This window comes from Enterococcus sp. AAFC-DPL-5146, from assembly GCF_058216635.1.
In genome coordinates, this window is the sequence record NZ_CM177103.1 from 2,788,906 (window position 1) to 2,813,626 (window position 24,721).

The 24,721-nt window shown below is 34.7% G+C and carries 21 protein-coding genes; 3 read left to right on the forward strand and 18 right to left on the reverse strand.

Translation table 11 applies throughout. The features are described from left to right. Positions 1–22: 22 nt before the first annotated feature. The 7 genes from AC4BB2_RS12745 to AC4BB2_RS12775 all read right to left on the reverse strand — a co-directional run bounded on the left by AC4BB2_RS12745 (position 23) and on the right by AC4BB2_RS12775 (position 7,120). Positions 23–577 carry a Maf family protein gene (locus AC4BB2_RS12745; protein WP_490473277.1) on the reverse strand — a complete coding sequence of 185 codons (555 nt, stop codon included), beginning with the start codon at positions 575–577 and terminating at the stop codon, positions 23–25. A 30-nt stretch (positions 578–607) separates the two neighbouring features. Continuing rightward, a complete protein-coding gene (mutL, locus tag AC4BB2_RS12750) occupies positions 608–2,698 on the reverse strand; it encodes a DNA mismatch repair endonuclease MutL (RefSeq protein WP_490473278.1) in 2,091 nt (696 codons plus the stop codon). A gap of 39 nt (positions 2,699–2,737) precedes the next feature. Beyond that, positions 2,738–5,305 (reverse strand): DNA mismatch repair protein MutS, encoded by a 2,568-nt coding sequence (gene mutS / locus AC4BB2_RS12755; RefSeq protein WP_490473279.1) that lies wholly within the window; start codon positions 5,303–5,305, stop codon positions 2,738–2,740. Positions 5,306–5,307: 2 nt separating this feature from the next. After that, on the reverse strand, positions 5,308–5,676 hold the full coding sequence (locus AC4BB2_RS12760; protein WP_490473280.1) for a YlbF/YmcA family competence regulator: 369 nt from the start codon (positions 5,674–5,676) through the stop codon (positions 5,308–5,310). 113 nt (positions 5,677–5,789) lie between these two features. Further along, the gene (locus tag AC4BB2_RS12765) at positions 5,790–6,122 is read right to left on the reverse strand and encodes a hypothetical protein (RefSeq protein WP_490473281.1); all 333 of its coding nucleotides are present in this window, start codon (positions 6,120–6,122) and stop codon (positions 5,790–5,792) included. A gap of 34 nt (positions 6,123–6,156) precedes the next feature. Beyond that, positions 6,157–6,594: a recombinase family protein gene (locus AC4BB2_RS12770; protein WP_490473282.1), complete on the reverse strand. Its 438-nt coding sequence runs from the start codon at positions 6,592–6,594 to the stop codon at positions 6,157–6,159. 388 nt (positions 6,595–6,982) lie between these two features. After that, on the reverse strand, positions 6,983–7,120 hold the full coding sequence (locus AC4BB2_RS12775) for a hypothetical protein (RefSeq protein WP_490473283.1): 138 nt from the start codon (positions 7,118–7,120) through the stop codon (positions 6,983–6,985). Positions 7,121–7,257: 137 nt separating this feature from the next. Between AC4BB2_RS12775 and AC4BB2_RS12780 the strand changes: the two genes are divergently transcribed. Continuing rightward, on the forward strand, positions 7,258–8,040 hold the full coding sequence (locus tag AC4BB2_RS12780; RefSeq protein ID WP_490473284.1) for a Hachiman antiphage defense system protein HamA: 783 nt from the start codon (positions 7,258–7,260) through the stop codon (positions 8,038–8,040). Further along, positions 8,037–10,469: a DEAD/DEAH box helicase gene (locus AC4BB2_RS12785; RefSeq protein WP_490473285.1), complete on the forward strand. Its 2,433-nt coding sequence runs from the start codon at positions 8,037–8,039 to the stop codon at positions 10,467–10,469. Before AC4BB2_RS12780 ends, AC4BB2_RS12785 begins: the two co-directional genes overlap by 4 nt. 371 nt (positions 10,470–10,840) lie before the next feature. On the opposite strand, the gene AC4BB2_RS12790 is transcribed toward AC4BB2_RS12785, so the two are convergent. The 6 genes from AC4BB2_RS12790 to AC4BB2_RS12815 all read right to left on the reverse strand — a co-directional run bounded on the left by AC4BB2_RS12790 (position 10,841) and on the right by AC4BB2_RS12815 (position 18,023). Further along, a complete protein-coding gene (locus tag AC4BB2_RS12790) occupies positions 10,841–11,893 on the reverse strand; it encodes a WxLIP family cell surface protein (RefSeq protein ID WP_490473286.1) in 1,053 nt (350 codons plus the stop codon). An 85-nt stretch (positions 11,894–11,978) separates the two neighbouring features. After that, complete coding sequence (locus AC4BB2_RS12795) at positions 11,979–12,563, reverse strand: WxL domain-containing protein (RefSeq protein WP_490473287.1); 585 nt, start codon at positions 12,561–12,563, stop codon at positions 11,979–11,981. Then, a complete protein-coding gene (locus tag AC4BB2_RS12800; protein WP_490473288.1) occupies positions 12,564–12,839 on the reverse strand; it encodes a hypothetical protein in 276 nt (91 codons plus the stop codon). A gap of 13 nt (positions 12,840–12,852) precedes the next feature. Beyond that, positions 12,853–15,258, reverse strand: a complete 2,406-nt coding sequence (locus tag AC4BB2_RS12805; protein WP_490473289.1) for a MucBP domain-containing protein — start codon at positions 15,256–15,258, stop codon at positions 12,853–12,855. A 271-nt stretch (positions 15,259–15,529) separates the two neighbouring features. Then, complete coding sequence (locus tag AC4BB2_RS12810; protein ID WP_490473290.1) at positions 15,530–17,047, reverse strand: helix-turn-helix domain-containing protein; 1,518 nt, start codon at positions 17,045–17,047, stop codon at positions 15,530–15,532. 178 nt (positions 17,048–17,225) lie between these two features. Continuing rightward, positions 17,226–18,023: a TIGR00282 family metallophosphoesterase gene (locus AC4BB2_RS12815; RefSeq protein ID WP_490473291.1), complete on the reverse strand. Its 798-nt coding sequence runs from the start codon at positions 18,021–18,023 to the stop codon at positions 17,226–17,228. 421 nt (positions 18,024–18,444) lie between these two features. Here AC4BB2_RS12815 and AC4BB2_RS12820 point away from each other — a divergent pair, with 421 nt between their 5' ends. After that, positions 18,445–18,648, forward strand: a complete 204-nt coding sequence (locus tag AC4BB2_RS12820; RefSeq protein WP_490473292.1) for a helix-turn-helix transcriptional regulator — start codon at positions 18,445–18,447, stop codon at positions 18,646–18,648. Between the two features lie 377 nt (positions 18,649–19,025). Here the strand turns inward: AC4BB2_RS12820 and AC4BB2_RS12825 are convergent, their stop codons facing one another. From AC4BB2_RS12825 to lepB (AC4BB2_RS12845), 5 genes are read right to left on the reverse strand one after another with little or no spacing between them, the layout of a single operon-like run. Then, positions 19,026–19,769 (reverse strand): hypothetical protein, encoded by a 744-nt coding sequence (locus AC4BB2_RS12825; protein WP_490473293.1) that lies wholly within the window; start codon positions 19,767–19,769, stop codon positions 19,026–19,028. After that, positions 19,766–20,740, reverse strand: a complete 975-nt coding sequence (locus AC4BB2_RS12830) for a DUF5067 domain-containing protein (RefSeq protein ID WP_490473294.1) — start codon at positions 20,738–20,740, stop codon at positions 19,766–19,768. The genes AC4BB2_RS12825 and AC4BB2_RS12830 overlap by 4 nt, the downstream gene beginning before the upstream one ends. Further along, positions 20,737–23,346 (reverse strand): YfhO family protein, encoded by a 2,610-nt coding sequence (locus tag AC4BB2_RS12835; protein ID WP_490473295.1) that lies wholly within the window; start codon positions 23,344–23,346, stop codon positions 20,737–20,739. Before AC4BB2_RS12835 ends, AC4BB2_RS12830 begins: the two co-directional genes overlap by 4 nt. Positions 23,347–23,364: 18 nt before the next feature. Then, positions 23,365–23,976, reverse strand: a complete 612-nt coding sequence (gene lepB / locus AC4BB2_RS12840; RefSeq protein ID WP_490473296.1) for a signal peptidase I — start codon at positions 23,974–23,976, stop codon at positions 23,365–23,367. A gap of 18 nt (positions 23,977–23,994) precedes the next feature. After that, complete coding sequence (lepB, locus tag AC4BB2_RS12845; protein ID WP_490473297.1) at positions 23,995–24,714, reverse strand: signal peptidase I; 720 nt, start codon at positions 24,712–24,714, stop codon at positions 23,995–23,997. Positions 24,715–24,721: the final 7 nt, after the last annotated feature.

Here is a 24,721-nt window from a genome sequence, read left to right on the forward strand (position 1 = left end):
TCCTTCTTTCATCGTTCAATCATTACTGAAAAGTTGGCAACATACGATACAAGGTAGCAATCGGTAGTCCCATGATTGAATAGTAATCCCCTTGAATATTTTTGACTAATAAGGCACCTTGTTCTTGAATACCGTAGGCTCCTGCCTTATCTTTATACTCATTTGTATCTAAATAACGATTGATTTCTTCATCTGACAGGTCGTAAAATTCCACGGTTGCCGGAACTGTCGCTGAAGATTCCTGGTCATTTTTCATTAGGACAACACTTGTATATACTTTGTGTGTACGTCCACTCAACTGACGCAACATACGAAAGGCATCGTCTCTGGAAGTTGGTTTCCCTAAAATTTTATTATCGATTGTCACGATTGTATCGCAACCGATAACTAAGTCATTTGGATACTGTTTTGCAATATGCGCAGCTTTTTGTGCAGCCATAGTTAATACATAATCCATCGGGGTAAAATAGCTTTTGACTTCTTCGTTGATATCGGCTGGAACAACGTCAAAATCAGAAACGATCCTCCCTAACAACTCACGTCTGCGAGGAGATTGAGAAGCTAAAATCACTGCCATTTATACAAAACCTTCTTCCTCATACATTTTTTAATGTGGATCTTGAATTCGTTTAAACATTTTTTCCATGTCTGAATTTGTAAAGTGAATCAGCACAGGGCGTCCATGCGGGCAATTAAAGGGATTTTCACAAGTTTCCAGATCCTTCAATAAAACCCTAGCTTGTTGTTCATTTAAATAATGGTTGGCTTTGATTGAACGTTTACAGCTCATCATAATCGCTGTGGCTTCGCGGAATTTTTTCACACTGACTGATCCTGTAGTCAAAAACATATCAATCATTTCACGGATGATACTCTCTTCTTCTCCTGCTGGATACCATGTTGGATGAGAACGGATAATGAAACTATTTTGCCCAAAATCTTCTAAGTGAATGCCGACTTTTGCCAATGTTTCTTTTTGTTCTTTGATTTTCAGTGCATCGCTATTTGGATAATCGATCACGATTGGTACAAGTAATTCTTGTAGATCATCGGTTACTTCGCCAATTTTCTCTCTAAAGTATTCATATTTGATTCGTTCTTGAGCCGCGTGCTGATCGATGATGTACAAACCATTTTTACTTTGAGCAAAAAGATAGGTTCCATGCATCTGACCAAAATACTCTAGTTCTGGAAAACGTTCTTTCGGCCGTTCATCTGATAATTTGTTCAGTGCTTTGTCTAACTCTCTTTGGGAGCTTGTCGCTGAAAAATCAAATTCAGGATGATGGCTTAATTCTTCTTCATAAACTTGTTCATCTATTGCTTTAGCTTCTTCCCGTTTTTGGACTTCCGCTGACTCTTTGGGCTCTTCTGGAGATTCAGCTGGATTTGCGTCAACTGCAACGGGTTTTTCTTCGTAAGGTGAACTAAAAGCATGTGCCATCAAGGCTTCTTTATCAATATCTTGTTTGGTTGAGTTTTCTTCTGTTTTCTTTTGTTCATATGCAGGTTTTTGGGTTGAAAATCCTGCGGTGTTTTCTTTGACAAAAAAGTTCCCACTAGCTGGATCATATCCCAAACTTCCTGGTTTACGAACAGGTTTAGACGTTTCCTCTTGTTGCGTTAAAGGAATTTCCATCTGTTCGACTTTAGGTTGTTGTTCAATTTTCTTTTTAAAGCCAAGATTATCTGCTGCATTTGGAATTAGCTGTTCATGGCTTAAAACGGCACGAATCGCTTCAGTAATCAAAACCATCAATTCTTTTTCTTTACTTAAACGTACTTCTTGCTTTGTTGGATGGACATTGACATCAACCAATAATGGATCCATCTCAATTTCTAATACAGCAAGCGGGAAACGTCCTACCATTAATTTGGATCCATAGCCATCTACGACTGCTTTATTTAAGGCGAAATTTTTGATGTAACGTCCATTGATGATTGTTGATAAGTAATTTCGGCTTGCTCTAGTTACTTCGGGTAATGAGACATAGCCTGTTAATTTAAAATCTAAATCTTCCGCTTCAATTTTCAGCATTTTCTTCGCTGTGCCAATCCCATAGATACCGGCAATTGTTTGTTTCAAATCCCCATTGCCTGTGGTATTCATCATTTTATTCCCGTCATGAACTAAGCGAAAAGCAACATTAGGATGACTTAAGGCCAAACGGTTAACGATATCTCCTACATTAGCTAACTCTGTTTGAATCGTTTTAACATATTTTAAACGAGCGGGCGTATTGAAAAATAGATTGGAAACGGTTATTTTCGTTCCTTTTCTTAAAGGGGCAGGGCGATGTTCTTCTACCTTACCGCCTTTCATCTGTACGTAACTGCCTTCTTCTTCTTCCGAAACAGCTGTTTCTACGATGATTTCAGAAACGGAGGCGATACTGGGCAGGGCTTCGCCACGGAACCCTAAGCTGCGAATGCGGAATAAATCGTCTCTTGTATGAATCTTACTCGTTGCATGGCGTTTAAAAGCACTAAGAATGTCTTCTTTTGCAATTCCTTCACCATTATCGATGACTTGGATTGTTTTTAGTCCTGCTTCTTCAATAAAAATATCGATTTGAGTACTGCCGGCATCGATCGCATTTTCTACTAGTTCTTTAACAACTGATGCAGGACGTTCTACTACTTCACCAGCAGCGATCTGATTGGCAAGTTGTTCTGATAACTCTTGTATTTTCCCCATCTGTCGGATCCTTTCCTTGCTCAGTTTTTTCCCTACGTATTAGATTCTTTTTTGTAACTCATGCAATTTGTTTAATGCATCCATTGGTGTAATTTCTAATAAATTTATTTTCTTTAGGGTATCGATCACACCTAATTCATCTGTAGACACTTCTTTAAATAGCGATAGCTGTCCAGTATCTTCTTTGATCTCATCTTTGTATTCAACAGTTTTAAGCGGTTGTTCTTCTGATTCTAATGCTGAAAGAATCGTTGCGGCACGCTCTAATAACGTACTTGGCAAACCTGCAATTTTGGCGACATGGATACCATAACTTTTATCAGCCGGCCCATCCATCATTTTATGCAAGAAGACCACTTCGCCATTTTTTTCTACCGCACCAACGTGAACATTTTTCAATCCAGTCAAGGTCTCATCTAAGACGGTCAATTCATGGTAATGGGTAGAAAACAATGTTTTCGCTTTGACTTCTCTATGAATGTACTCAATGATTGCTTGTGCTAAAGCCATTCCATCATAGGTTGCTGTTCCTCGACCTAATTCATCGAAGAGAATTAAGCTATTTGGTGTAGCATGACGCAAGGCTTGATTGGCTTCCATCATCTCCACCATAAAGGTACTTTGACCGGCAATCAAATCATCTGACGCTCCGATTCTAGTGAAAATTTGGTCAAAAATCGGTAAATCAGCCGATTCAGCTGGAACAAAACAACCGATTTGAGCCATTACAACGGTCAAAGCTAATTGGCGCATGTAGGTACTTTTACCAGACATATTTGGTCCTGTAATCAATAGAATGATATTGTCTTTACTCATATGGACACTATTTGGAATGTATTCTTGATGTCCTAAGACTTTCTCTACAACTGGATGACGACCTTCGACAATATGTAGTTCTTTGCTATTGCTTTTTAGTGTCGGGCGAACATACTGGTATCTTTCACTCACTGTAGCAAAAGCTTGTAGTACGTCGACTGCACTGATGGTTTTCGCCAATTTTTGTAGACGTTCAATATTGGTTTTAACTTGTTCTCGAACTTCTAGGAATAATTGATATTCTAAATCTACTGATTTTTCTTCTGCTTCTAAAATTAAGGTTTCCATTTCTTTTAGCTCAGGTGTAATGAAGCGTTCTGCGTTGGCTAAGGTTTGCTTTCTTTCATATTTTCCTTCTTCTAAGTTCGCCAGATTGGATTTCGTTACTTCAATGTAGTACCCAAATACACGATTAAAGCCGACTTTTAGCGTTTTTATGCCTGTTTCTTGGCGTTCTTTCGCTTCTAATTCAGCTAGCCATTGTTTACCGTGGCGCATTGCATCGCGGTATTCATCTAATTTTTCGTTGTAATTGTCTTTAATGATATTACCTTCAGTGATCGCAAGTGGTGCTTCTTCATTGATTGCTTGATTGATCAATTCAACAATATCTTCAGCTGGATTTAAATCTAGTAATAGATCATTCCATTCGCCTTGGTTGATACCGACAATTAGCTCCCGAACAAGAGGCACTTGTTCTAGCGATGTTTTTAGTTGGATCAAGTCACGTCCGTTTACATTTCCAAAGGCTACACGACCAGCCAAACGTTCTAAATCATAGACTTTCGTCAATGTAGTTTGTAAATCCACGCGTTCAAAGTATGCATTCAATAAAGATTGAACCATTTCTTGACGGGTTTGAATTTGTTTTTCCTGAATCAAGGGACGATCTAGCCATTGCTTTAATAAACGGCCGCCCATCGCGGTTTTAGTTTCGTCTAATAACCATAACAACGTACCTTTTTTCAAGCCAGTTCGAATCGATTGAGTCAGTTCTAAATTGAATTTAGAATAGTGATCCATTTTTAAGAAATGATCTGGTTGATATTCCACCGCTTTTTGAATATGAGCTAAACTGCGTTTTTGGGTCGTTGTTAAATAGGTTAGCAATTTTCCTGTTACATCTACTTCCAACGGATGCGTTAATTCACTTGTTAAAAAGCTGAATTCCGCATTTTCTTCTGCTTGATTCTGTTGGGAAAAAATAATATTTAAACGATCTTTCAGTGTTTGCTGCAATGTTTCTGATAGCGGACTGCCTAAGACGATTTCTTTCGTTTGAAGTGCTGATGCTTCATTAATCACACCGTCTTCATCACCTAAGACAGCTGTTTTTAATTCTCCTGTGCTTAAGTCCACATAAGCCAAACCGAACATCCCATTTTCTTCCACAATGGCGGTTAAATAGTTGTTATCTTTAGCATCTAGCCCTTTACTAGTCATTACAGTTCCTGGGGTAATCAACTGTACAACTTCTCGTTTGACCATTCCTTTGGTAGTTTTTGGATCTTCCACTTGTTCGCAAATAGCTACTTTATAGCCTTTTTCGATCAATGTATCGATATATCCTTGAGCAGCATGATGAGGAATGCCGCACATTGGAATTGGATCGTCGGCATTTCGGTTTCGACTAGTTAATGTTAATTCCAATAATTGTGACGCATTCACTGCATCTTCATAAAACATTTCATAAAAGTCGCCTAATCGATAAAATAAAAAAGCGTCTTGATATTGGTCTTTGATTGCTAAGTATTGTTCCATCATTGGTGTATTTTTAGTTTTTTGCGGCATTGTTACCCTTCCTTCTCTAATTCTTCGTTAATTCTATATTGAATCATGTCTGTGACGTGCTGTAAGAGGTCGTTGGCTTCCATCAGTTGCTCTCTATACGCTACAACTAAGGGATGCTCATCAAATTCTTTGGTCAGCTCGTCCGCTCGTTTGATTGCTGCTTTTTCTGCTTCTGGTTTGTCATAATGAGCAAATTGAACTGCATCTTTTTGAGCGGCTTTGATTTGTTCTACAAGCTCCGTAAGTTTCTCATTATTTTGAACTTTTTCTTCTAGTTCTTTATAGCGTTTGATTAAATCATCTTCTCCAATCAAAGCTAATAATTTTGTTAACTCTTCATTGATTCCTTTATCTGTAATGGATGGCTCCATGATTTCACACCTTCGTTTTGGATAAGATTTTTTTAGAAAGTAAGTCTACTTATTTTAACATAAATCTAGTAGAATCAACAGTTTACAGGAAAGAAACCAGTGAACTCTCCTTTTTATAGATAGCTTAAATACAATCCCAGCAGACACAGGACCAATGAAATGACTACCAAGATAAAATGGATTAGTTCTTTTGTACTTCCACCGGTTAATTTTGAGGTGGAAGGTCTATAGGTTGGGTTGATGCTTTTAGCCTTGTAATCCACAACACTATGAAACAAGCTATCTGATGGCACTAAAAACAAAAGCATGCTTGCATAGATAACAGCCATAGGTATAAAAATGGACGTTTTGATCCAAAAACTGATTAATATTCCTAAAATCAAAGGAGCAATAACATATAACGAACCAACAGCCACAGCTCTTAAGTATTCTTTTTTCATTTTCATCATTCATCCCTCTATTAAAAACATCTTTTGCAGTTTATTGTATAACATACGCTAAAAATTGGAAATAGTATTTAAAACAAAAAGAGGCTGGGACATAACTCTGCGAGTTATATCCTAGCCTCAAGGAATCCGAATAAACGGTGGGAGCATACAAGCAACTTACTTCTCTACTTCTCGGAGTTAAACGCTTACGGCTTAGCCTATCCATTTTATAAACACAAAATGTTACTTGTTTGCTATCACTAGCTAATTGTTTGGCAAGTTTAATTGACTTATCTAACTGCGGGCGGGTATCGTCATTTCCTGATTTTTTCTCTTTGAATAGAACGTCGCAATCCTTCAATGCCTCTGTCTGAACAGATAGTCCAAGTTTTTGCCTGTCGTCAATTGACGAAACTCGGGCATATCCAATCCTGATAATATCTAGTTGTTCTAATTCTTGCTGTTTAGTCTTTCTTTTTAGCTTTTGCATTTGAAAACCTCCAATGTATTAGTATTTGTTATTAAATTTATATTGTAAGAGGAGGAAGAGAAAGTTAGAAATAAAAGACATACAAAAAGACCTGCAACGTATTATGGTTACAGTCTTATGTGTGGGCAAGATTATTAGTTTTTATATTATTGTTCTTTATGATGGGTTCATAGCTATCATGTGATACAAAAAAGAGGCTTTCAATATCTGAAAACCTTTTCTAGTTAGTGGGCGTACGCCATATTATTTTAATTTTTGTCTTTATGAGTAATAACCCTAGCTTGCTCATACTTCATGTTAGACGGTCTAGTTTGTAAATGTATAGAGAAACTTGTTTACCTTGGTTAGTCAGCTCCTTCGCTAACCTAATAATTCTGGGCGGCCGTCATTACTTCTGCTTTGTCTCTCTAAATAATACATCATAGTTCGAAAAAGCTTCCGTCTTGATTTCGACACTTAGGCGTTGACGGTCGCCTAAAGATGATACTCGAATATAGCCTATCTTCACTTTGTTTGATTGTTTCATTTTTTACCTCCATTTTCACTTTTATCTATATAATCGTACAATGAGATAGTTAAATAAAGTATTTTTTTAAAATAAATATTTATTTCAATATAGATGGTATAATGTTACTAAAGTATATATTTTTAGGAGGACAAAAAATGAATGGCATCACTGAGAAAATTATGGATAATCATTCTATTTTCTATATTGAGTCATTAACTAACGAACTTAAACTAAAGATAAAGGACGAATTAGTAGCTTTATGTCATGGTGAAGCTCACAGAGATTCAACCTTTCCGATTCACTCAATATCAACAACAATTTCGCAACTTCTAAAACGATACCCAGCTGAAGAAAATAAGCAGAAAGGGTTTATAGGGGAAATTTTACTAAATATAGTCATTAGAGAATACTATAATAATTTTGAAGTAGCCTCTCCTTTTTTCAACAAAGAAGAAGCAGGGTCAGCAAAAAAAGGCTTTGATATTATTTTGTTTGATAAGAATGATAAAAGTGTGTGGATAACTGAATCTAAAGCTGGAAGTGTTAGCAATAAAAAGCCACAAACAGTTGACGAGAAAATAACTGAACGGATAACGACGGCTGAAAGGGATTTAAATACTCGACTCAATGAAGACAATCAGACTATTTGGCTGAATGCTTTTAATGATGTTTCAATTTCTATGAATGAAAGTGATGAAAAAGAGGTTGTAAAATCTATAATTGGACTGGGCAGTACAAGTAGTACTAAATCTTGTGTCATTCTTGGAGGAATAGCTTTTCATGATATTAATGAAAAGTTTCGTGAAGATACAATTTTAAGAAAAAAAGATAGAGTTATCAATTCTAAAAAATTTTCCAAAGTCAAACTAATTGCCATACAAAAGAACACTTACAAGAAAGTAACTGAATACTTAGAAGAGGTTGGTGGTACTTGTTGAAAAAGATAACGTTAAGTAGGCTAAAGAATACAGAATTCCCTAAAACCTATAGTCATCTACTTCTTTCTGACGAATTAAATGAGAGTCAGTTGAAAACTATTTTAGCTTTATCAATGGCATTTATTAAATTTCAAAATAAAGAGATTAACGATTTGGGATATAGGCTAATACTTCTTTATAGTAAAAAAACGAGAGACTACAAGCCATTATATGAAATAAGTCAAAACAACGGATTGATTCCTATATCGAAATATATTTATTCTTTCCTAGGATACGGAGATAAGTATGGGAATTTGCAGACCGAAATAAATGATATACAAAACATTAAATACCAAATAAACAATGTATATCGCACTAAAGAGCAGAAAAATCTTATTGACTTTACTTATGAAAATCAGCAGAGGTCCAAAGTGATTATTGCTCCAACATCATATGGAAAAACAGAACTTATAATTGATATGATTCAAAAAAACGAAAATTATAATATCTGTATTGTTACTCCCAGTAAATCATTATTAGCTCAAACTAAAAGACGAATAATGAAAGTAATTGGTAATAAAAAAATAATAACTCAGCCGGAAATGTATTCCGAATCTGAGGATAGAGTTATTGCTGTGCTTACTCAAGAAAGACTACTAAGACTGTTGCAGCTTCATAAAGAATTATCTTTTGACATGTTAATCATTGATGAAGCTCATAATTTATTAGAAAAATCTCAAAAGGACAGTAAACGCAGCATTCTTTTAGCTAGTGTGATTATTTTGTGTTTTTCCAAAAATAATAATCTAATTTGTAATTTTTTGACACCTTTCATGAGATCTTTGGATAATTTAAAAGTAAAATATACTAATATTGATTTTGTTTCGCATATTGTAACAGAATTTGTGAAATCTGAGTTGTTCTATTTTCATGATATACGTGAAGGTAAAGAAGAATTATACGATCAATATATGAATGATTTTATTCCGATTAAAACCAATAATTACTATCAAACAGATAGCGAGCTTATATTAGCAAAAGCCGATAAAAAAAATATCATCTATTTAAACAAACCAAAAGACTTGGAGAAATTTGCGGAAGAGCTAAGTCAAAACCAAAATATTATTGAATCTCCAATTATAAAGAAAGCCGTTAGTGATTTAAAAAAATTTATTCATCCAGAATATAATTTAGCACGATTTTTAGAACATGGTGTTATATATCACCATGGAGCTGTACCAGAATCAGTTAGATTTTTCATTGAGGATTTATATATAAATAATCCAGAATTAAAATTTCTTATAGCTAATTCAACTTTACTTGAAGGTGTTAATATACCTGCTACAAAAATGTTTATTCTAGACCCATTCAAGGGTAGAGGCTATATGAACCCTTCATCATTCAAAAATCTTATTGGTAGAATTTGTCGTTTTAGTGAAATTTTTGATGACGAGAGCGGTAATTTAGATTATCTACTTCCAGAAGTCCATGTATTAAAAGGACAGTATTGCTTTAAAGATTTTACTCCCAAAGGATTTATAAGAAAGACAAAATGCTCTGTTGTTGCTGATTTTGATGACATAAATGAGAATCCTTTACTTGAAAATTCCATTTCTGATGCTGAAGAAATCACTAATGCGAATGAGTTCATTGAAAATATAAGTGATAATAGCATCGTTGATATACCTAGTGCAAGAAAAGTTACTACATTTTTTGGTAAACTTTGCTTTCAAAACAACATAAATATATTCGATATAGTTGCTCATGAAGAAGAAATAACTGCCGAAATAAACGATTTATCTAATCTAGCAACAGACTTAGACATTGTTTTTGATCGTTTACATTATATTTTCTTCAAAAGAATGAATGAAGAAATAAATTCTAATAGCAACATAAGACGTCTGCAAGACGTTAAAGCCAGAAATTTCTACAAAATGATATTAAACTGGAGAATGTTAGGCATGAAAACATCTGATATGGTTTTACAGATGCTGGCTTATTGGGAAACTCTTGAAAATGATGAGCTAACCTATGTTGGTAGATGGGGAGATGAAAAACGCGGTGGATTTCGAGAATTATGGACAATAATAGCTAATAAAAGCAATTCAGAAAGAGTAAATCTAGCGATTGTTAGACTTAAAGAAGAATTTGATTTTATTGATAATGAGATAATTAAATATATAGAGGTTCTGTATCAACTTGAACTTCTTGAAGAAAAATTATATCTTAAATTAAAATATGGAACTAGCGATGCGGGTAAAATAGCATTAATTAATTGTGGAATAAGTAATTACTTATCAGATTTATTGAGAGAGAAATATAGTGATTTCTTTCAAATTAATCTGGAAGAAAATAATGTGACATTTGATAAGCAGATACTTGAGGTAATGGAAAGTGAAAAAGAAAACGGCGTTCTTATTACAGAAGTTAAAATTAATTCAAATATATAATTATCTTAAGAAATAGAATGATTTGAAATAATATAAAAAGATAGTAAAAAACTGTAACTTTTATAGCTACAGTTTTTTTGTGGGCAAGATTACTAACTTTTATATTATTGTTCTTTATTACGGGCAATCATATTAAATAATTTAACAATAAAAAAGCTTGTAGATATGGTTCCACAAGCTTATATTGAGCACATGGTTTAATTTACTCTTTAACATTGTTTTGTGAAGTAGTGTTTAAAGAGTAACTACACTAGAAGGTCTTTTTTAGGTATGGGCGAATCCACTCTATTTGTTTGATATACTTATTGTCTTTACGGGAGCTAACCCTTCTGTCTCAACCTCTCTTTTATTTTTCTCTCTTACCTAGTATATTAATGTTTCTTTAGTTCTTCGATTTGTTCTTCTAATGCTTTGATTTTTTGTTGTCTTTTTCTATAGATCATAAATAAAATAATCAATAGCAATAAGACAAAGAAGATGATTATATAAAGCAAGTATTTATTGTTATTTCGATGAATATACGCTCGGTCATTCAATGTTTTGGCTTCTTTTTCTTTGATCTCAAATTCTTTTTCAAAATCCCAAGTTTTCCCTTTTGATTCTGCATGGACAGCTAGTAGATATTTACCTGGCTTAAATTCTGTTTCTTGTAAACTTACTGGGTAGTTAAAAACTGAATTTGGTGCCATTTGCAGTTCACTTTTACTTGTTTCATAAAGGATTTTATCCGAATTTTTCTTTGTGATTTTCACCTGTACATTCATTCGATTTAAATAGGCTGCATTAGGATTCGCTAGGTGGGTAAAAACCACATTTCTATTATTGACTTGTCCTAAACTAACTTTTGATAATTCTAGATTGGGCTCTACTTCTTTATTCCCGTGAAGGACTAGTGCAATTACATAGCCAAATTGATTTTTAATCGCTACATCAGCGGTTGTTTTTTTAGGTTTTTCTGTATTTTCACTAGTAAAAACGAGCCCGCCTGACAAAATTCCTGAAAAATCTTTTTCCGGCATTGTGATTGTATAGTCCACATCTGTTGATTCGTGAGGTGCTAAGGTGATTTTTTTTGTGTTTGTTTTGACCAATTTACTTAAATTATAAGGTAAATCAATTGACTGATTTTGATCACTATTGTTATATTCAACGACCCCATTGGTATTGGTTGTAGCTGTTTTGACTTGGGTATGGATTATTTGTTCTTGCTCAGACCGATTGGTGATTCTAACTTTTATGGTATGACTTTCTTTTGGGTTAAGTCGTAAATCAAAGTATGTTTTGGTTTCATCGACTTGCTTCGTTGAAGGAATTGCTTTTACTTCATAACCTGCATCTTGTGCCTTGACATTCAGTGTTCCTACCATACATCCGAATGCAAAAACCGCCAATGGCAACAAAACTTTAAGTGTTCGTTTTAACATGTAAATTCCTCCATTTTTTTATTTCTATGTATGTACATGGAGGGGAACAAAACTGCTTTAGTCCTGTTCCTCTCACTAATTTATGTTAATTGTTTTCTGGTTGATCTAATAACGTCCATGTCAACGTTGTTTCGTATTGTTTAGCTACTTTGACTGTTTCACCTGGCACTTCTAAAACAGCTGCATCTTTTCCAAAATTTTCAATTGTCACACCATTACCAAGCCCTGCAGCTGCATCTAATATTGTTGTTGCTGAACCATCTGTGTTTAACACGACGTCTGTTTTAGCGTTCGCTGTCCCAGTTGATTTTTCTGAAATCGTCGGTGTTTTCAATGTGATTTGAGCATTTTGCAACTCTTTTTTATCAGCTTTAAGTTGTCCGTTTTCAGCAACTTGAACCGTCCAACCAGCTTCTGTTCCGCGAATATCTTGAACAGTTGTTGTTGTTTCTACTTTATTTTTATAGACTTCATCTTTAGCTGAAATCGGGTTAGAACCGAAGTCAAAATCGGCAACATTCAATAGTGTCAATGCGCCTTCTGTAGGTGCTGTAAAACCAATGTCACTTTTTGAGGTTGGTTGTTCTACTTCCTCTGCATTCACAACGATACTTCCGCTTAAAATCATTGATACTAGTAAAAATCCTACTAAAATTTTGTTTGTTTTCATTTACTTTCTCTCCTCATTCTTTAAAGTTCTATATGATATCATTCCAGTTAGAAATAACAGAATGGATATTCCACTTATTCGTAATTCTTTACTTTGCTGATTGTCGCCTGTCTGTGGTAAGGATCTGTTTTCCTGCTCCTGTTTTTTATCAACTTCGTAAAAACCGACAGTCGCTTTACTATCTTCTGCTGCTTGGCTTTCTACCATTTCAGTTAGAGATAAAAAGTAAGCGCACAGTAATAGCAATTGAATCCATTTTCTATTTTTATTTTTCATTGTTGAAGACCTTTCAATCATTGGACACAACATCGTATAATTCCCAACGGATTTCTCCAGAGTATTGATCGGCTAGCGCTTCTCCTGACTTCACAGCTACTTTCAATCCATCATTAGAGGTTGTCCAGTGATTAGTAACGTTATACTCATCATGAGTTGTTGTCACTGCCGATTGGATGACCGTTGAAGAGTCAGTATATATAGGAAATGACTGACCATCTTTTACATAAAATAACGACTCTGGTAATATGTGCTGCGTTTTATTTCCAGTCAAAGATTTACTTAGGGTTGCTCTTAACTGCCAATTTGAACCTAACATTCTTGTATCTTTCACTACAAGATCTTTATCTTTTGACTCCATCTTGTACTCTTCATCTTTCTCTGATAAGGCGTGTGTACCAAAACTAATTTCCGTTGGTACCGCAGAAAAATCCAAGTGTCCTTGATAGTTATAGAGAACTGTTTGTTCTTCATTCGAGAATAGTCCAGACTCATTTTCTGGTGTTTTTATCAAGGTATAACCAGAAATTTCTTTGGCCTTTGCCTGATAAGGCATGTTGATTTTTCCTTCCAAAATTTCAGTTGGTGCAATCTCTTGTCCATCTTCATTCAAATATTTTACATTAACAGATTTTCCTTGAAGCAAATCGGCTTTAAGTAAGGCTTCATTGCTTGTCTTAGATTCCTCATTCATAGTAGTAATAACTGTATTTGGAATCGCGATTTGATTAACTTGTGGATCAGCCAACTCTTCTTGATTTAGTTTTAGACTGCCATTTAGTTCCATCGTGTAGGTTTTTCCATAAAATGATTCATCAGCTAAACTTTCTGCTTTCGCTTCGATTTTCAATTCATTCTCTTCATTTTTAACAATGGTAAAACGATTTACTACATCAATCCCCGCTTCATCCTTAATGGATACATCTGTTGTAGAAATTTCTAATGAATCTGCCAACTTATCGGTCATTTTTAATGTCTGGACTGGAAAACGTTGAGAATAGGCTGGTATTTTTTGTGAAATACTATATAGCTGTCTTTTTTCAGGTCCTTTATACTCAAATTCCTCTCCTGATTTGATGGGTGCTTCAAGCTCTTCACCATTGATGATGTCCCCTACTCCTGGAAAATCATCATAGTCAAACATACCAGTACTTTCTTCAGTGCTAATTGGCATATTGGTGTGAATATCGTGGCCAGAAATCACACTTCCTAACACCCGCCCTTGTGTATCATCCAAAATTACAGATGCTCGTGGTGCTAAGACTGTTCCGATAAATAGTGATGCATTACTTCTAAATTTGATTTCTTCTTCCTCATCATTAAAGTTATGAACAAGATGCGTAGCTGTTTTATATGTCTTCTCCTTTAACTCTTCAGCAATAGTGTGGCTGTCTGATTTTATTAAAGGTATCGCTTTATCTGCGTATTTTCCTTCAAAAAAAACACCATTATTCCCTTCAAACTGGTACTCTTCATCCCCAGGTAAATTCGGGTAAGCCGTCGCATGAAAAAATGTACTGCCACTAAAGTTAAACGATGGAAAATGTTTATAATTAATAATCACATATGGAGGCAACATAGTATCTGGATCATAGTTGGTATAATTAATGGAAATATCTTGGGCATTTTTAAAGTGATCGATTCTACCATCAATATCAACAATAGCAACGGCTTGAGATGTCTCACCTTTTTTTAAAGCAATGTTGATCTGAATGGATGATTGTCCACCCCAATCATTAGGATTCACAACTTTTTTCTCTGTATTTATCTCTGCCGTTTGAACTGCTGAATTACAGATGATGGCTTGATCTGTATCGATCAACCCTGCATAATAATCACTGACAGCCTGAATGTTGTTCGTTATTTGAGAAAAATCAGAAATACCATTGTCCACAAATGTGGGAAACGAGTTCAGAGAATCATTGTAGATTCGTCTAGAAAAATTTTCACGCAATCCAGGATAATATTGTAAGGCCTCCGTCATTTGTTGTTCAGTCGGTAACTTACCTATGTAATAATGTAAATCTTCATCATCAATATATTTAAAACTTGTTTCATTGGCATACAATCGAATGATATCACTGCCTGTGATTGTCTCAGATACGACAGCTGGATCAATTTGTTCCAACTCCCATTGGCGTGATGATTTTTGATAATTTTGAAAACTGCCTTTGGCTAATCCGGAAGAACCATTAGATGTAATATTTTTCGCTAGAAACTGGCCAACAATTTGTTTCTCCTGTAACTGATCGGTATTAAAATAAAGAGTAGCACCAGCTGTTAAATTTGTTTTTGTTGACACCCCAAGCGGATATCCTACAGGAGGAGAAGAGGTCTCTGCAAAAACGTCCTCCGTTGAACCAACCATATGCAAAAGACAGAAAAATAAAACGAATAAACTAAACATGTTCTTTTTCATCGATTCTCCTATCTGCTTATTTCATTATGTAAAAATAGTAACAAGCGTTTTTTTATTACAATGAAATAATACATTTTTTTTCAGAAAAAATTTATATAATTATGAAACAATCTGTTTCATAATTAAAAAACAACAGTTCTTTATTATCAAAACCTACTGTTCCCAAGTAAAATAAGGCTGAAACAAAACAGTTAATTGTTTTGTTTCAGCCTTATAAAAAATTGAAATCCGATATATTTCAGAGAAAAAACAGATAGTTTACTCATTTCAACTAATTACCTTCTATGTCACTAAAAATCGTTTTATAAAAAATTTTATTGATTGTATCAATCATTTTCCCCCATTGTTCTGGATTCAACTGCTCATCAAGATAGAAATGTTCTGTTTGCGGATTTACTGCTTCATAAGAGTCTGAAATAACTAGATCTGCTGACGATACATCATTAGTGAATAGGATTCTGTCATGATTATAAACATCTAAAATAACCTTCTTTATTCCCTCTGCCAAAATCAAATTATTATTGAAAATAACACAAATTGACATACTCCCTACTTTTTTGCTTAAGTAAATACCCGAATAGATTGTCAATGACAAAATTGACATAACGCCTTTCAATGATTTCTTATTTATTTTAGAATAAAATTCCTGTTGCTGAATTAGGCTAGTAATTTTTTGAAAAATTTCCACATTTTCTCCATTATAATCAATTATTGAGTGAAATGAGAGTCCATTTTTATAGTAGCCAGAGATATCAATATTGATGTGCTTGATATAAATCAATAAAATAATCAAATAAAAATAAAAATCGACATATCCTTCTTCCGTATATTCTATGTCAAATTCTTGCTGAACTTCTGCCATCAATTTGGTTGTATACGTTGCAATTTCTAGTGTTGACTGTTGATAATCTTGAACGATTTTCTTTTTTGTTTCCTTCGAATCTAAATTGTAGATTAGTCCTCTAGTTGCATACAATAATAAAGCCCGTTCTTTCTTATACAACTCATCGGAGAGTCGATGTTTCAGAAAAGGCAGCAATTCTGTGTCTTTGGTATCAAAATAGGCAATATCTGCCATAAATTCTTCGGATAGTTCGATATAATTTTTTTGCCAGAGCACTCTTTTGAATGTAATCAGCTGGATAAACCGTAATTTTGCCCGTTGTGATTCTGATAAAGAAGCCGTATGGTCAAAATATCCCTCCAGCTCTTTGATTTTCCACCAAGATTCAGGATAGTTTTTATGTTCATATTCCGTTGACTTGAAAACGGACCAATATGAATAAAAGCTAAACAATCGAATCCCTATCTCATTTCCTGTCAAAGGACTGGAAAGTTGTTCAAACGAAATCTTCCCTCCAAAAGGAACCAGCATCTCTTTTAAAACTCGCAACTGTTTGTAGACCGATGAACTACTCATATGCAAATCAAGAGCCATCGCTTCAATCGATGCATAATGATTTCTCAATAGCCGATCTAAAATGAAAAAAACACCACTTTTTTCAACGTAAAATAAATGGATATAGTCAATTAAATAGCCGATACTATAAGATTCCGATGTTTTAATTTGATAGGTACCCGTTTGATTATTTTGTACTAAATGGACTTTTTCATCGAAGGTTTCTTCTACTTCTTTCGACAAATCATTAATATATCTGCTGAGGGTACTTTTCGTAAAATCATATTTTTGCAGCAACTCATTGAAGCTCAACCCATTTTTAGAGAAAACAATTGACTTAAACAGTTCAAATTTCATCCGTTCTTTTTTTCCCATAAAAGAATTTCGCATAAATGCCTCCTTCTAATCTGCTGTTTTATTTGCTACCCTCAGATTCTTTTCCTTATTATAGAACACTTTACTATTCTCTTGTTCGCAAACGCTCAATTTGTTACCTAGCTTTAAATGAAAATAAAGAGATAAAAGCAGCTCCTCTTCTTTCTTGGAGCTTTGCTTTTATCTCTCTTTATTATTCTTCAAATGGACGATCTTCACTAATCTGGATTGGTTCGATTTTTTTTGCTCTTCCTGTCTGATCATCTATATCAATGACACAAGCAGATAGCAAACTGCGCCCTTCCTCAACTACTTCAAAGCGCTTCGGTAATGCTGTTCTGAATTTCTCAATGATTGGTCCACGCTTCATTCCTAAAATACCATCATAAGGTCCTGTCATACCAACATCGCTTAAAAAGGCTGTACCTTCCGGTAAAATCCGCGCATCATTTGTCTGCACATGGGTATGAGTGCCAACCACTGCACTGACTTTCCCATCTAAAAACCAGCCCATCGCTTGTTTTTCACTAGTAGTCTCGCCATGGAAATCAACAAAAACCAATGGCGTCCGTTTACGGGCTTCAGTAACTAACTCTTCTGCTTTACGAAAAGGGTCGTCGATATCTGCCATAAAAACACGTGCTTGCATATTAATTACAGCTAATTCAAGTTGATTAACTTTCACAAACACCATGCCTTGTCCAGGTGTTCCTTGTGGAAAATTGGCTGGACGAATCATTTTTTTTGCATCATCGATAAATTCAAAGATATCTTTATTATCCCATGTATGATTACCTAAAGTGACAACATCCACACCGTCTTGTAAAAACTTCTTATAAATCTTCCCAGTGATTCCTCTACCTGCTGCTGCATTCTCGCCATTTAGAATCGTTACTTGGGGCCGGTATTTTTTCTTTAGTTTTGGTAAATATGTGCTGATAGTATCTCGACCTAAAGAACCGACGACATCCCCTATAAATAATATACGCAAAAAACTTCCTCTTCTCTTTTGATTTCTATTGTTATTATAGAGGTTTTTGGTTTGGAAGGAAAGGATTCATGAATAATACTCTTGGAGAATTTTTTATAGAATTACATTTAAACAAAAATAGAACGATTCAAGTGAATTATAATCTCTTTTCAAGTGAAAAAAGTTTTTAACTTCAAATAATACACCAACACGAAATAATTTGTTAAAAACATTACTTTATGTTTTTATAAAAGTTCTTTAAATAATATCTTTATAACAATAAGAATATCTGTTACTATTATCATTAAAGGATATTTGCTTATAATAATAGTACAAATTAAAGTAGCGTTTGCAATATGATTGTCTTGCTGCATATTGGAAGTACCCCAACCGATTTAATAAGTATCTATCCTAGCATTAATAATAAGAAGGAGATTGTCACATGAAGAAAACACCCAAAAATAAAAATAATCTACAAGAAACTAGAAGTAATAACGACATTAGCCAAGAAGAGCTTGCAGATAAAGTCAATGTTTCTATTCAAACAATTAAAAGTATAGAGAAAGGAAAATACAAACCTTCTAACTCGTTAGCTTTGAATATTGCTCAATCACTAAATAAAGAAGTAACTGATATTTTTTCTTAAATCATAATTGATTTAAGAAAAAATATCAGTCGATTAAATTATTTTATAAAGTGAATCAGATATCTGGTTATAAGTTAAAATGTATAAAAAATATCTTTGTACCTAGTTAATTTCTTAGCTTCTTTGCATCGTTTACCTAAAAAAACGATGGTTCCCTTCCCCCAATATCATATCTATTTTTGTATATTATCATTTCGAACTGCTAAACAAGACTTCTAAAGATTATCCAGACAGGAATTATAAAAGTGAATATAGTTGATTCCAGGTCTCAAGATAAAACATCTTTTCCACTAAACTTGCACTATTCTCTTACTTTATACAAATTATTTGATCCATCTATAGTAGTTCATTCTTTTACATACAGTTTCAAAATAAAGTTATTTCTGATCAGAAATTTCCGCATACAGTTCTCTGAATGTCCCATCTGAATCATAAACAACAGCGATTTCTTTCAAAAATTCTTGTTTTTTTCTTAGACCACTAGCATTGGAAACAACTGGTAAATAATCGTCTGTAATAGTTTCATTTCCTTCTTTTATTCTTTTTTCATACCCGTCTATCCCTGACTTGATTTTATCCTCAGGTAGTTTCATGTTTGTTCCGATTTGCTGGATTAGTTCATTTACATTATTATTCGGTAAAATTCCTTTGACGGGGGCAATTTTTATGTTCACTAGTTGAGATTTTAAGTACGCTTCCTTTTGGTCGGCTGAATATGCGTAGTTAAGTGTCACTTCTGCAATAATTTGTAGTTCTTGTTCTTTATAAAATGTGTAAAGGGTGCGAAATTCTAGTTCTTTGTTTCTGGCAAAAATCGAATAAGTGGTTTGCTTTTGTTGGACATCTTTTGATGGAATTTTTTTCACCAGAAGATGCTTGGTTTCTTGATAATATACTGGTATACCTAATTTATACTTCTCTTTTATTAATTTAAACGCTTCTTCTTCTGTTTTTAACTGAGAATCATCCCAGTCTCCAAAAGAACGTGTTTGTTTCCCACTCCAACTTAAGGCTTGATCTTCTTTGGAAAAGTTCGCATATCGAGATGACTTGGCACACCCAGCTATAATGAAAATAAAAATAAAAAATGTGACTCCTACATATATCTTTTGCTTACTCATTTAGGAATCACCACCCGTGTTGGTTCTTTTCCAGGAAAAGCTTCTTGTGAGAAGCTTAGTTCTACGTTGCCCTGATCAAAAAGTTCATAAAGAACAACACTTTCAACGGACTCTCCTTGCTTGACTTCTTTTGTTTGAACAGCCGTTAAGTCTTTAACATCTAGTAATGAAGTATCTTCTGGTAACGCACCTAAAGAGAGCATTTGATCATTTTGTTTAGCTGTCACAAGGCCTTTCCAAATAGAAGGTTGTGTTGGAGCAGCTTGTAAATTCGTAAAAGTATAACGAATGGCTAAGAGTTTCTTTTGGTTGGCACCTGTTAGTTGTCTTACAGCTGTGATTTCCATTTTTAAGTCTTTGTTCTCTGCGGTAATAACGTCCCCTTCTTCTTTCTGTTGGGCTTCTTCTTCTTTTTTAGACCTTTCTTCGTCGTAAGAAACTTCTTTAAAAGTTTCTACTGAAGTATCAATTATTTCTGAGCGTTTCTTATAAGAATTATCATCCGCAGAATAAAAAGTTAGTTGGATAAAACCATGTTCTGTCCAGATATAATAAAAATGTGCCCAAACACTTTTTTCATTATATGTAGTGTTTAAGGTATATTTATAGGCGGGGTTGTTGCCTATTTTTAGTTCCTTCATATAAATATCTTTTGCTTTTTTGTAGTTGTATCGACCTTTTAGCTTTTCTCTGGTTTGTTCTCCAAATCCTTTTTGATCTACTTTTTTCACTGGTGTGGTGATAATAAAGAGATAGGAGTTACTTTTTGTATCTTCTGCACTAAAAGCAGTTTGAAGTCCGTATTCGTCGTTTGCTTTTTTATCGGCATTCCAACCAGAAGGCAGCTGTAACTCATAAGTTACACCTTTATCTTCCAACTCTTGCTTTTTTTGATCCAGTGATTGCTTGCAGCCACTCAAAAAAAACAATAAAGTTAGTAAGAATACATAAATTGTCTTTCTTTTTCTCATTGCGCTCGTTCCTCTTGCTTTCTCTTTTGATTATTTTTCCGAGACCAATAGGCATATAATCCAAACAGAAGAACACAGCTGATAAATAACCCAATGCCTAGTTTCATTCCTTTTGGATAATACGTCAGTTGGATCGTGTGCTTGCCTTTGGGTACTTTCACAGTAATCAACGCATCCTCCACAGCCTCAATTTTGGCTGGTTTTCCGTCAACACGTGCCTGCCAACCAGCATCATAAGGAATGGTTGTAAATACTACTTGTTCTTTGTCTGTAGAAATGTCCGCTTGTACATGATTTCCTTTAACCTCAAAAGTTACTTCTTTTTGCTTAATCCCAGTGATAGCTTGATCTAACGCATCTGTTTTTAAGAAGACTACTGAAGGGCGAATCACTTTTACCACAGATGTTTCCTTGAATTTCGCTGTGACTGTTATCTTTTCTTCTTTATCATAGTAGCCAAGGTTATAATAAGAACCCGTCGAAGATAGAATCCCTGTTACTTTACTTCCTGAAGTCGTTACTTCAACAATCCCATCTTCTCCTCCTTGGGCAGCTCTGGCATCTAAAGTTAGGTAGGCTTGGGCTTTTTCTGGGACACTGACTTCCCAAGTGATACTTTTTTCTTCACTTGTATTCGTTTCTTCTGAGAAATAAGTGAAGTCGCCTTCTTCTCGGATATACATATTGTCACGTGAGACTTCAGTTAATCCGGTAAATTGAAAAAGAGGCGTTTGGCGTTCTGAAAGGTATTGGATCAAGGCCGTTTGATTGCCGTTGTTTTTGGTTCGATAAATGCCTTCATCTGTAAGCATGCCCAAAGGTAACGCATGCTCATTTTCGTATAAGCTATACTTCCCTTTTGAGGCAATTTTTTTAAATCCATATTTTTTAGGATCATTTTTGGCAATATTGTATTTCACACCTAGTAAGTCGTCCATTAAAATCGTGTTATTTCGATATTGAATGGTTAAATTCGTGCCGGGAGAACGGTAGCCTAAACGATCTAAATATTTGGAAGAATGACGATTCCTAACGGAAGAAAACATTGTAATCCCGGAATAATTATAGTTGAAACTATCCGTCCGACTGACGGCATCTATATTTTCTAACCGATAAAAGGCATTGTTTTCTGCTTTTGTTTTTTTCACTAATGGGTCGATATCTTTGTAAGCATTAGTATATTTTGACCGACTAATATAACCCCACTCTCGGTTGATTCCCATCATAATTTGGCGTGTATTAACATACATTTCTCCACACACACAAGCAACCAGAAGAGTTGGGATCAGCCAGGTTAGTTTCCACTCTTTTTCTTTTAATAGGAAAAGGAACAAGTAAACAATCAATACAATGACCGTGACAATCAACGATTCTTGGGTAATGTAGCTGTATCTTTTTTTATTGGAAAAAATCGCCGCCACAATAAAGACACCAATAACCGATAACCCAATATTCCCTAGTAAATTAAGATCTTTTTTCTCAAATTTCTCTAGTCCATATCCGGCTAAAATCAACACTAACGTTGAATATAAAAAGCTGTAACGGAATAAAAACATATTTGGTGAATGGAGTCCTTGCCAGAATAAATTTAATGGCTGAATATAAGAACTGGTTACCATAAATAAAAGCAACCCACCATAGAGTAATTTATTTTTTAAGGGGATTTTTTTCGTCACAAAATAGAAAATGAAAAATAACAATGGCAATAGCCCAATATAAACAAATGGCGCGCTACCGAATTTAGAAGTATCGTAAGTACCTACCATACTTTTGACGATAAAATCCCACGGTCCTAGATCTTTGGTAAAGAAATAGTTGATGGTATCCATTTTTTCCCCATTTGTTCTTAGGTCAATCACTGATGGAAGAATAATTATCATTGATGCGCCACCAGCAAGTATCGACGTCATCAGGTAAGGAAGGATTGCCCCTTTATTTTGTTTCCAATCTGTCAATGTACGTAGAATGAAGTATAGGAAACTAAAAAATCCCACCATAAATGCCATGTAGTAGTTTGTGACAAATAATAAAAAGTAAGACACAAATAATAGAATCGGTTTTTGTTTATCCATCACGCGATGAATCCCTAACAAAACTAACGGAAGATAAATCATCGCATCCATCCACATCAACATAATCGAATAGGCCACTGTAAAACTCATTAACGCATAGCTTACACTTAAGGCCACTTTTAACCATTGAGGTAAGCGGAAAGTATTTTGAGCAAATATCCAAAATGTCACACCCATCGCACCAATTTTAGTTAACAAAATCAGATACATAGCATCAGGCATATGTATGTTATCAAAGAAAAAAACGATAAAACTAAACAAACTATTCACGTAATAACTCATTAATGAGACAAAATTTACCCCTAGAGATCCTGTCCATGTGTAGAAAAAGGACTGTTCACCATGCAGTAAATTATTAAAACCTGCATAAAAATTAACCAATTGACCAAAGGCATCGCTTGCTAAAATCGTCCGATCACTGGTGGGATAAATCCCTAATTGGTAATAACTCACTGCCATGATTACGACTGGTATGAGAAAACTAAGTGCTATCGCTACACTATTTCTTTTAAAAAATGGTTTCTTTTGTTTCATCGTTGTCCTCGCTTTTCTTTACTTAATTAAACCAAGCCGATCCAATGGATAATACCTAAATGTCACGACTCCTTCGATTTTATTTCTATTTATCAGTCCTAATTCCCGACTGTCCGTAGAATTTCTTCTATTGTCTCCTAACACAAAAAATTGATTGTTAGGAATCGTTGAAAGACCTTCTAATTGAGCAGCTACTTCCCAAGTTACTCGAACCTTAAGTGTTCCGTCGGGCAGATCAACACCTGAAAGATTTGTTTCATTAGCTGGTGTTGGATTTGTCTCAGCCATTTGTCCATTCAAATAGAGTGTGTTTTTATCCAGCCAAATACGATCACTAGGCAGTCCGATTACTCGTTTTACATAAGACTCACTTTTGACTTCCCTAGGTTGGAAAGTAATAACTGAATAACGTGTGGGTTCTTTGTCTTTTATGATAAATAATCGATCGTTGTTTTGTAATGTCGGCATCATTGACTCACCGCTTACCATATGGGCTTTTACATTCAACAAAAAACAAACACTTAGAAGTAAAACCAACAAGAGGCTGATTATTTTAAGACAATACGGTTTTAACTGTTTTATTTTCTTTTGACTGCCTTTCCATTGTTTCTTCTTTTTGATACCAACCATCCTTTCTTTTGGTACAATCTAAAATTGTTGTATTAAATGGAGGGGGAAAACCCTCATTTCTACAATCCCTATAATATCTTTCTCATCTATATAACCATACGCTCGACTATCCGCAGCATAAGGGCGGTTATCCCCTAACACCAGATACTTCCCCTTAGGAATCACCTCTGAATCAGGCATCCAATCTGCTGTATATAGAGCCTTACTACTTTTCACTCGCTGGACTTCTGTTGCTATAAATCGTTCATAAACCTCTCGATCATTGACGTATAAGATATCGTCTTTAAAGCGAATAGCCTCGCCCGGCAGTCCAATTACTCGTCTTACCGATGTTTCTTTATTGGTTGAATCTCTATGTACAATTAGCTTAAATCGCTTTGGTTTAGCTAATTTATTGACGAATACCCACTCCCCATTGTTCAGTGTCGGTACCATTGAATAGCCTTCTACTTTGGTAAAAGAAAAAGTAAAAAAAGACAATAGATACAAAAAGATTCCTAATACAGCCAAACTAATCCCAAATTCAACTAGCCTTCGTTTTATCTGAGCCAATCGCCTTTGTTTATTGCGGATTTGTTTCCCCTTAAGAATCCGTTTTGTCTTCTTTTTTATGTGTGTGGGATGCTTCTTTTTTTGATGACTTAGTCGTATTCTAGAAACATCCGATTTATTTGTGTCCCCTTTGGTTCTTGTTTGTTTAGGGTGTGAGTGAGAATGACCACTTCTTTTAACACTCATGATAAAA

Coding starts and splice junctions, on each gene's coding strand:
- AC4BB2_RS12745 (WP_490473277.1), bottom strand. CDS start 577: ATGGCAGTGATTTTAGCTTCTCAATCTCCTCGCAGACGTGAGTTGTTA.
- mutL (WP_490473278.1), bottom strand. CDS start 2,698: ATGGGGAAAATACAAGAGTTATCAGAACAACTTGCCAATCAGATCGCT.
- mutS (WP_490473279.1), bottom strand. CDS start 5,305: ATGCCGCAAAAAACTAAAAATACACCAATGATGGAACAATACTTAGCA.
- AC4BB2_RS12760 (WP_490473280.1), bottom strand. CDS start 5,676: ATGGAGCCATCCATTACAGATAAAGGAATCAATGAAGAGTTAACAAAA.
- AC4BB2_RS12765 (WP_490473281.1), bottom strand. CDS start 6,122: ATGAAAATGAAAAAAGAATACTTAAGAGCTGTGGCTGTTGGTTCGTTA.
- AC4BB2_RS12770 (WP_490473282.1), bottom strand. CDS start 6,594: ATGCAAAAGCTAAAAAGAAAGACTAAACAGCAAGAATTAGAACAACTA.
- AC4BB2_RS12775 (WP_490473283.1), bottom strand. CDS start 7,120: ATGAAACAATCAAACAAAGTGAAGATAGGCTATATTCGAGTATCATCT.
- AC4BB2_RS12780 (WP_490473284.1), top strand. CDS start 7,258: ATGAATGGCATCACTGAGAAAATTATGGATAATCATTCTATTTTCTAT.
- AC4BB2_RS12790 (WP_490473286.1), bottom strand. CDS start 11,893: ATGTTAAAACGAACACTTAAAGTTTTGTTGCCATTGGCGGTTTTTGCA.
- AC4BB2_RS12795 (WP_490473287.1), bottom strand. CDS start 12,563: ATGAAAACAAACAAAATTTTAGTAGGATTTTTACTAGTATCAATGATT.
- AC4BB2_RS12800 (WP_490473288.1), bottom strand. CDS start 12,839: ATGAAAAATAAAAATAGAAAATGGATTCAATTGCTATTACTGTGCGCT.
- AC4BB2_RS12805 (WP_490473289.1), bottom strand. CDS start 15,258: ATGAAAAAGAACATGTTTAGTTTATTCGTTTTATTTTTCTGTCTTTTG.
- AC4BB2_RS12810 (WP_490473290.1), bottom strand. CDS start 17,047: ATGCGAAATTCTTTTATGGGAAAAAAAGAACGGATGAAATTTGAACTG.
- AC4BB2_RS12820 (WP_490473292.1), top strand. CDS start 18,445: ATGAAGAAAACACCCAAAAATAAAAATAATCTACAAGAAACTAGAAGT.
- AC4BB2_RS12825 (WP_490473293.1), bottom strand. CDS start 19,769: ATGAGTAAGCAAAAGATATATGTAGGAGTCACATTTTTTATTTTTATT.
- AC4BB2_RS12830 (WP_490473294.1), bottom strand. CDS start 20,740: ATGAGAAAAAGAAAGACAATTTATGTATTCTTACTAACTTTATTGTTT.
- AC4BB2_RS12835 (WP_490473295.1), bottom strand. CDS start 23,346: ATGAAACAAAAGAAACCATTTTTTAAAAGAAATAGTGTAGCGATAGCA.
- lepB (WP_490473296.1), bottom strand. CDS start 23,976: ATGGTTGGTATCAAAAAGAAGAAACAATGGAAAGGCAGTCAAAAGAAA.
- lepB (WP_490473297.1), bottom strand. CDS start 24,714: ATGAGTGTTAAAAGAAGTGGTCATTCTCACTCACACCCTAAACAAACA.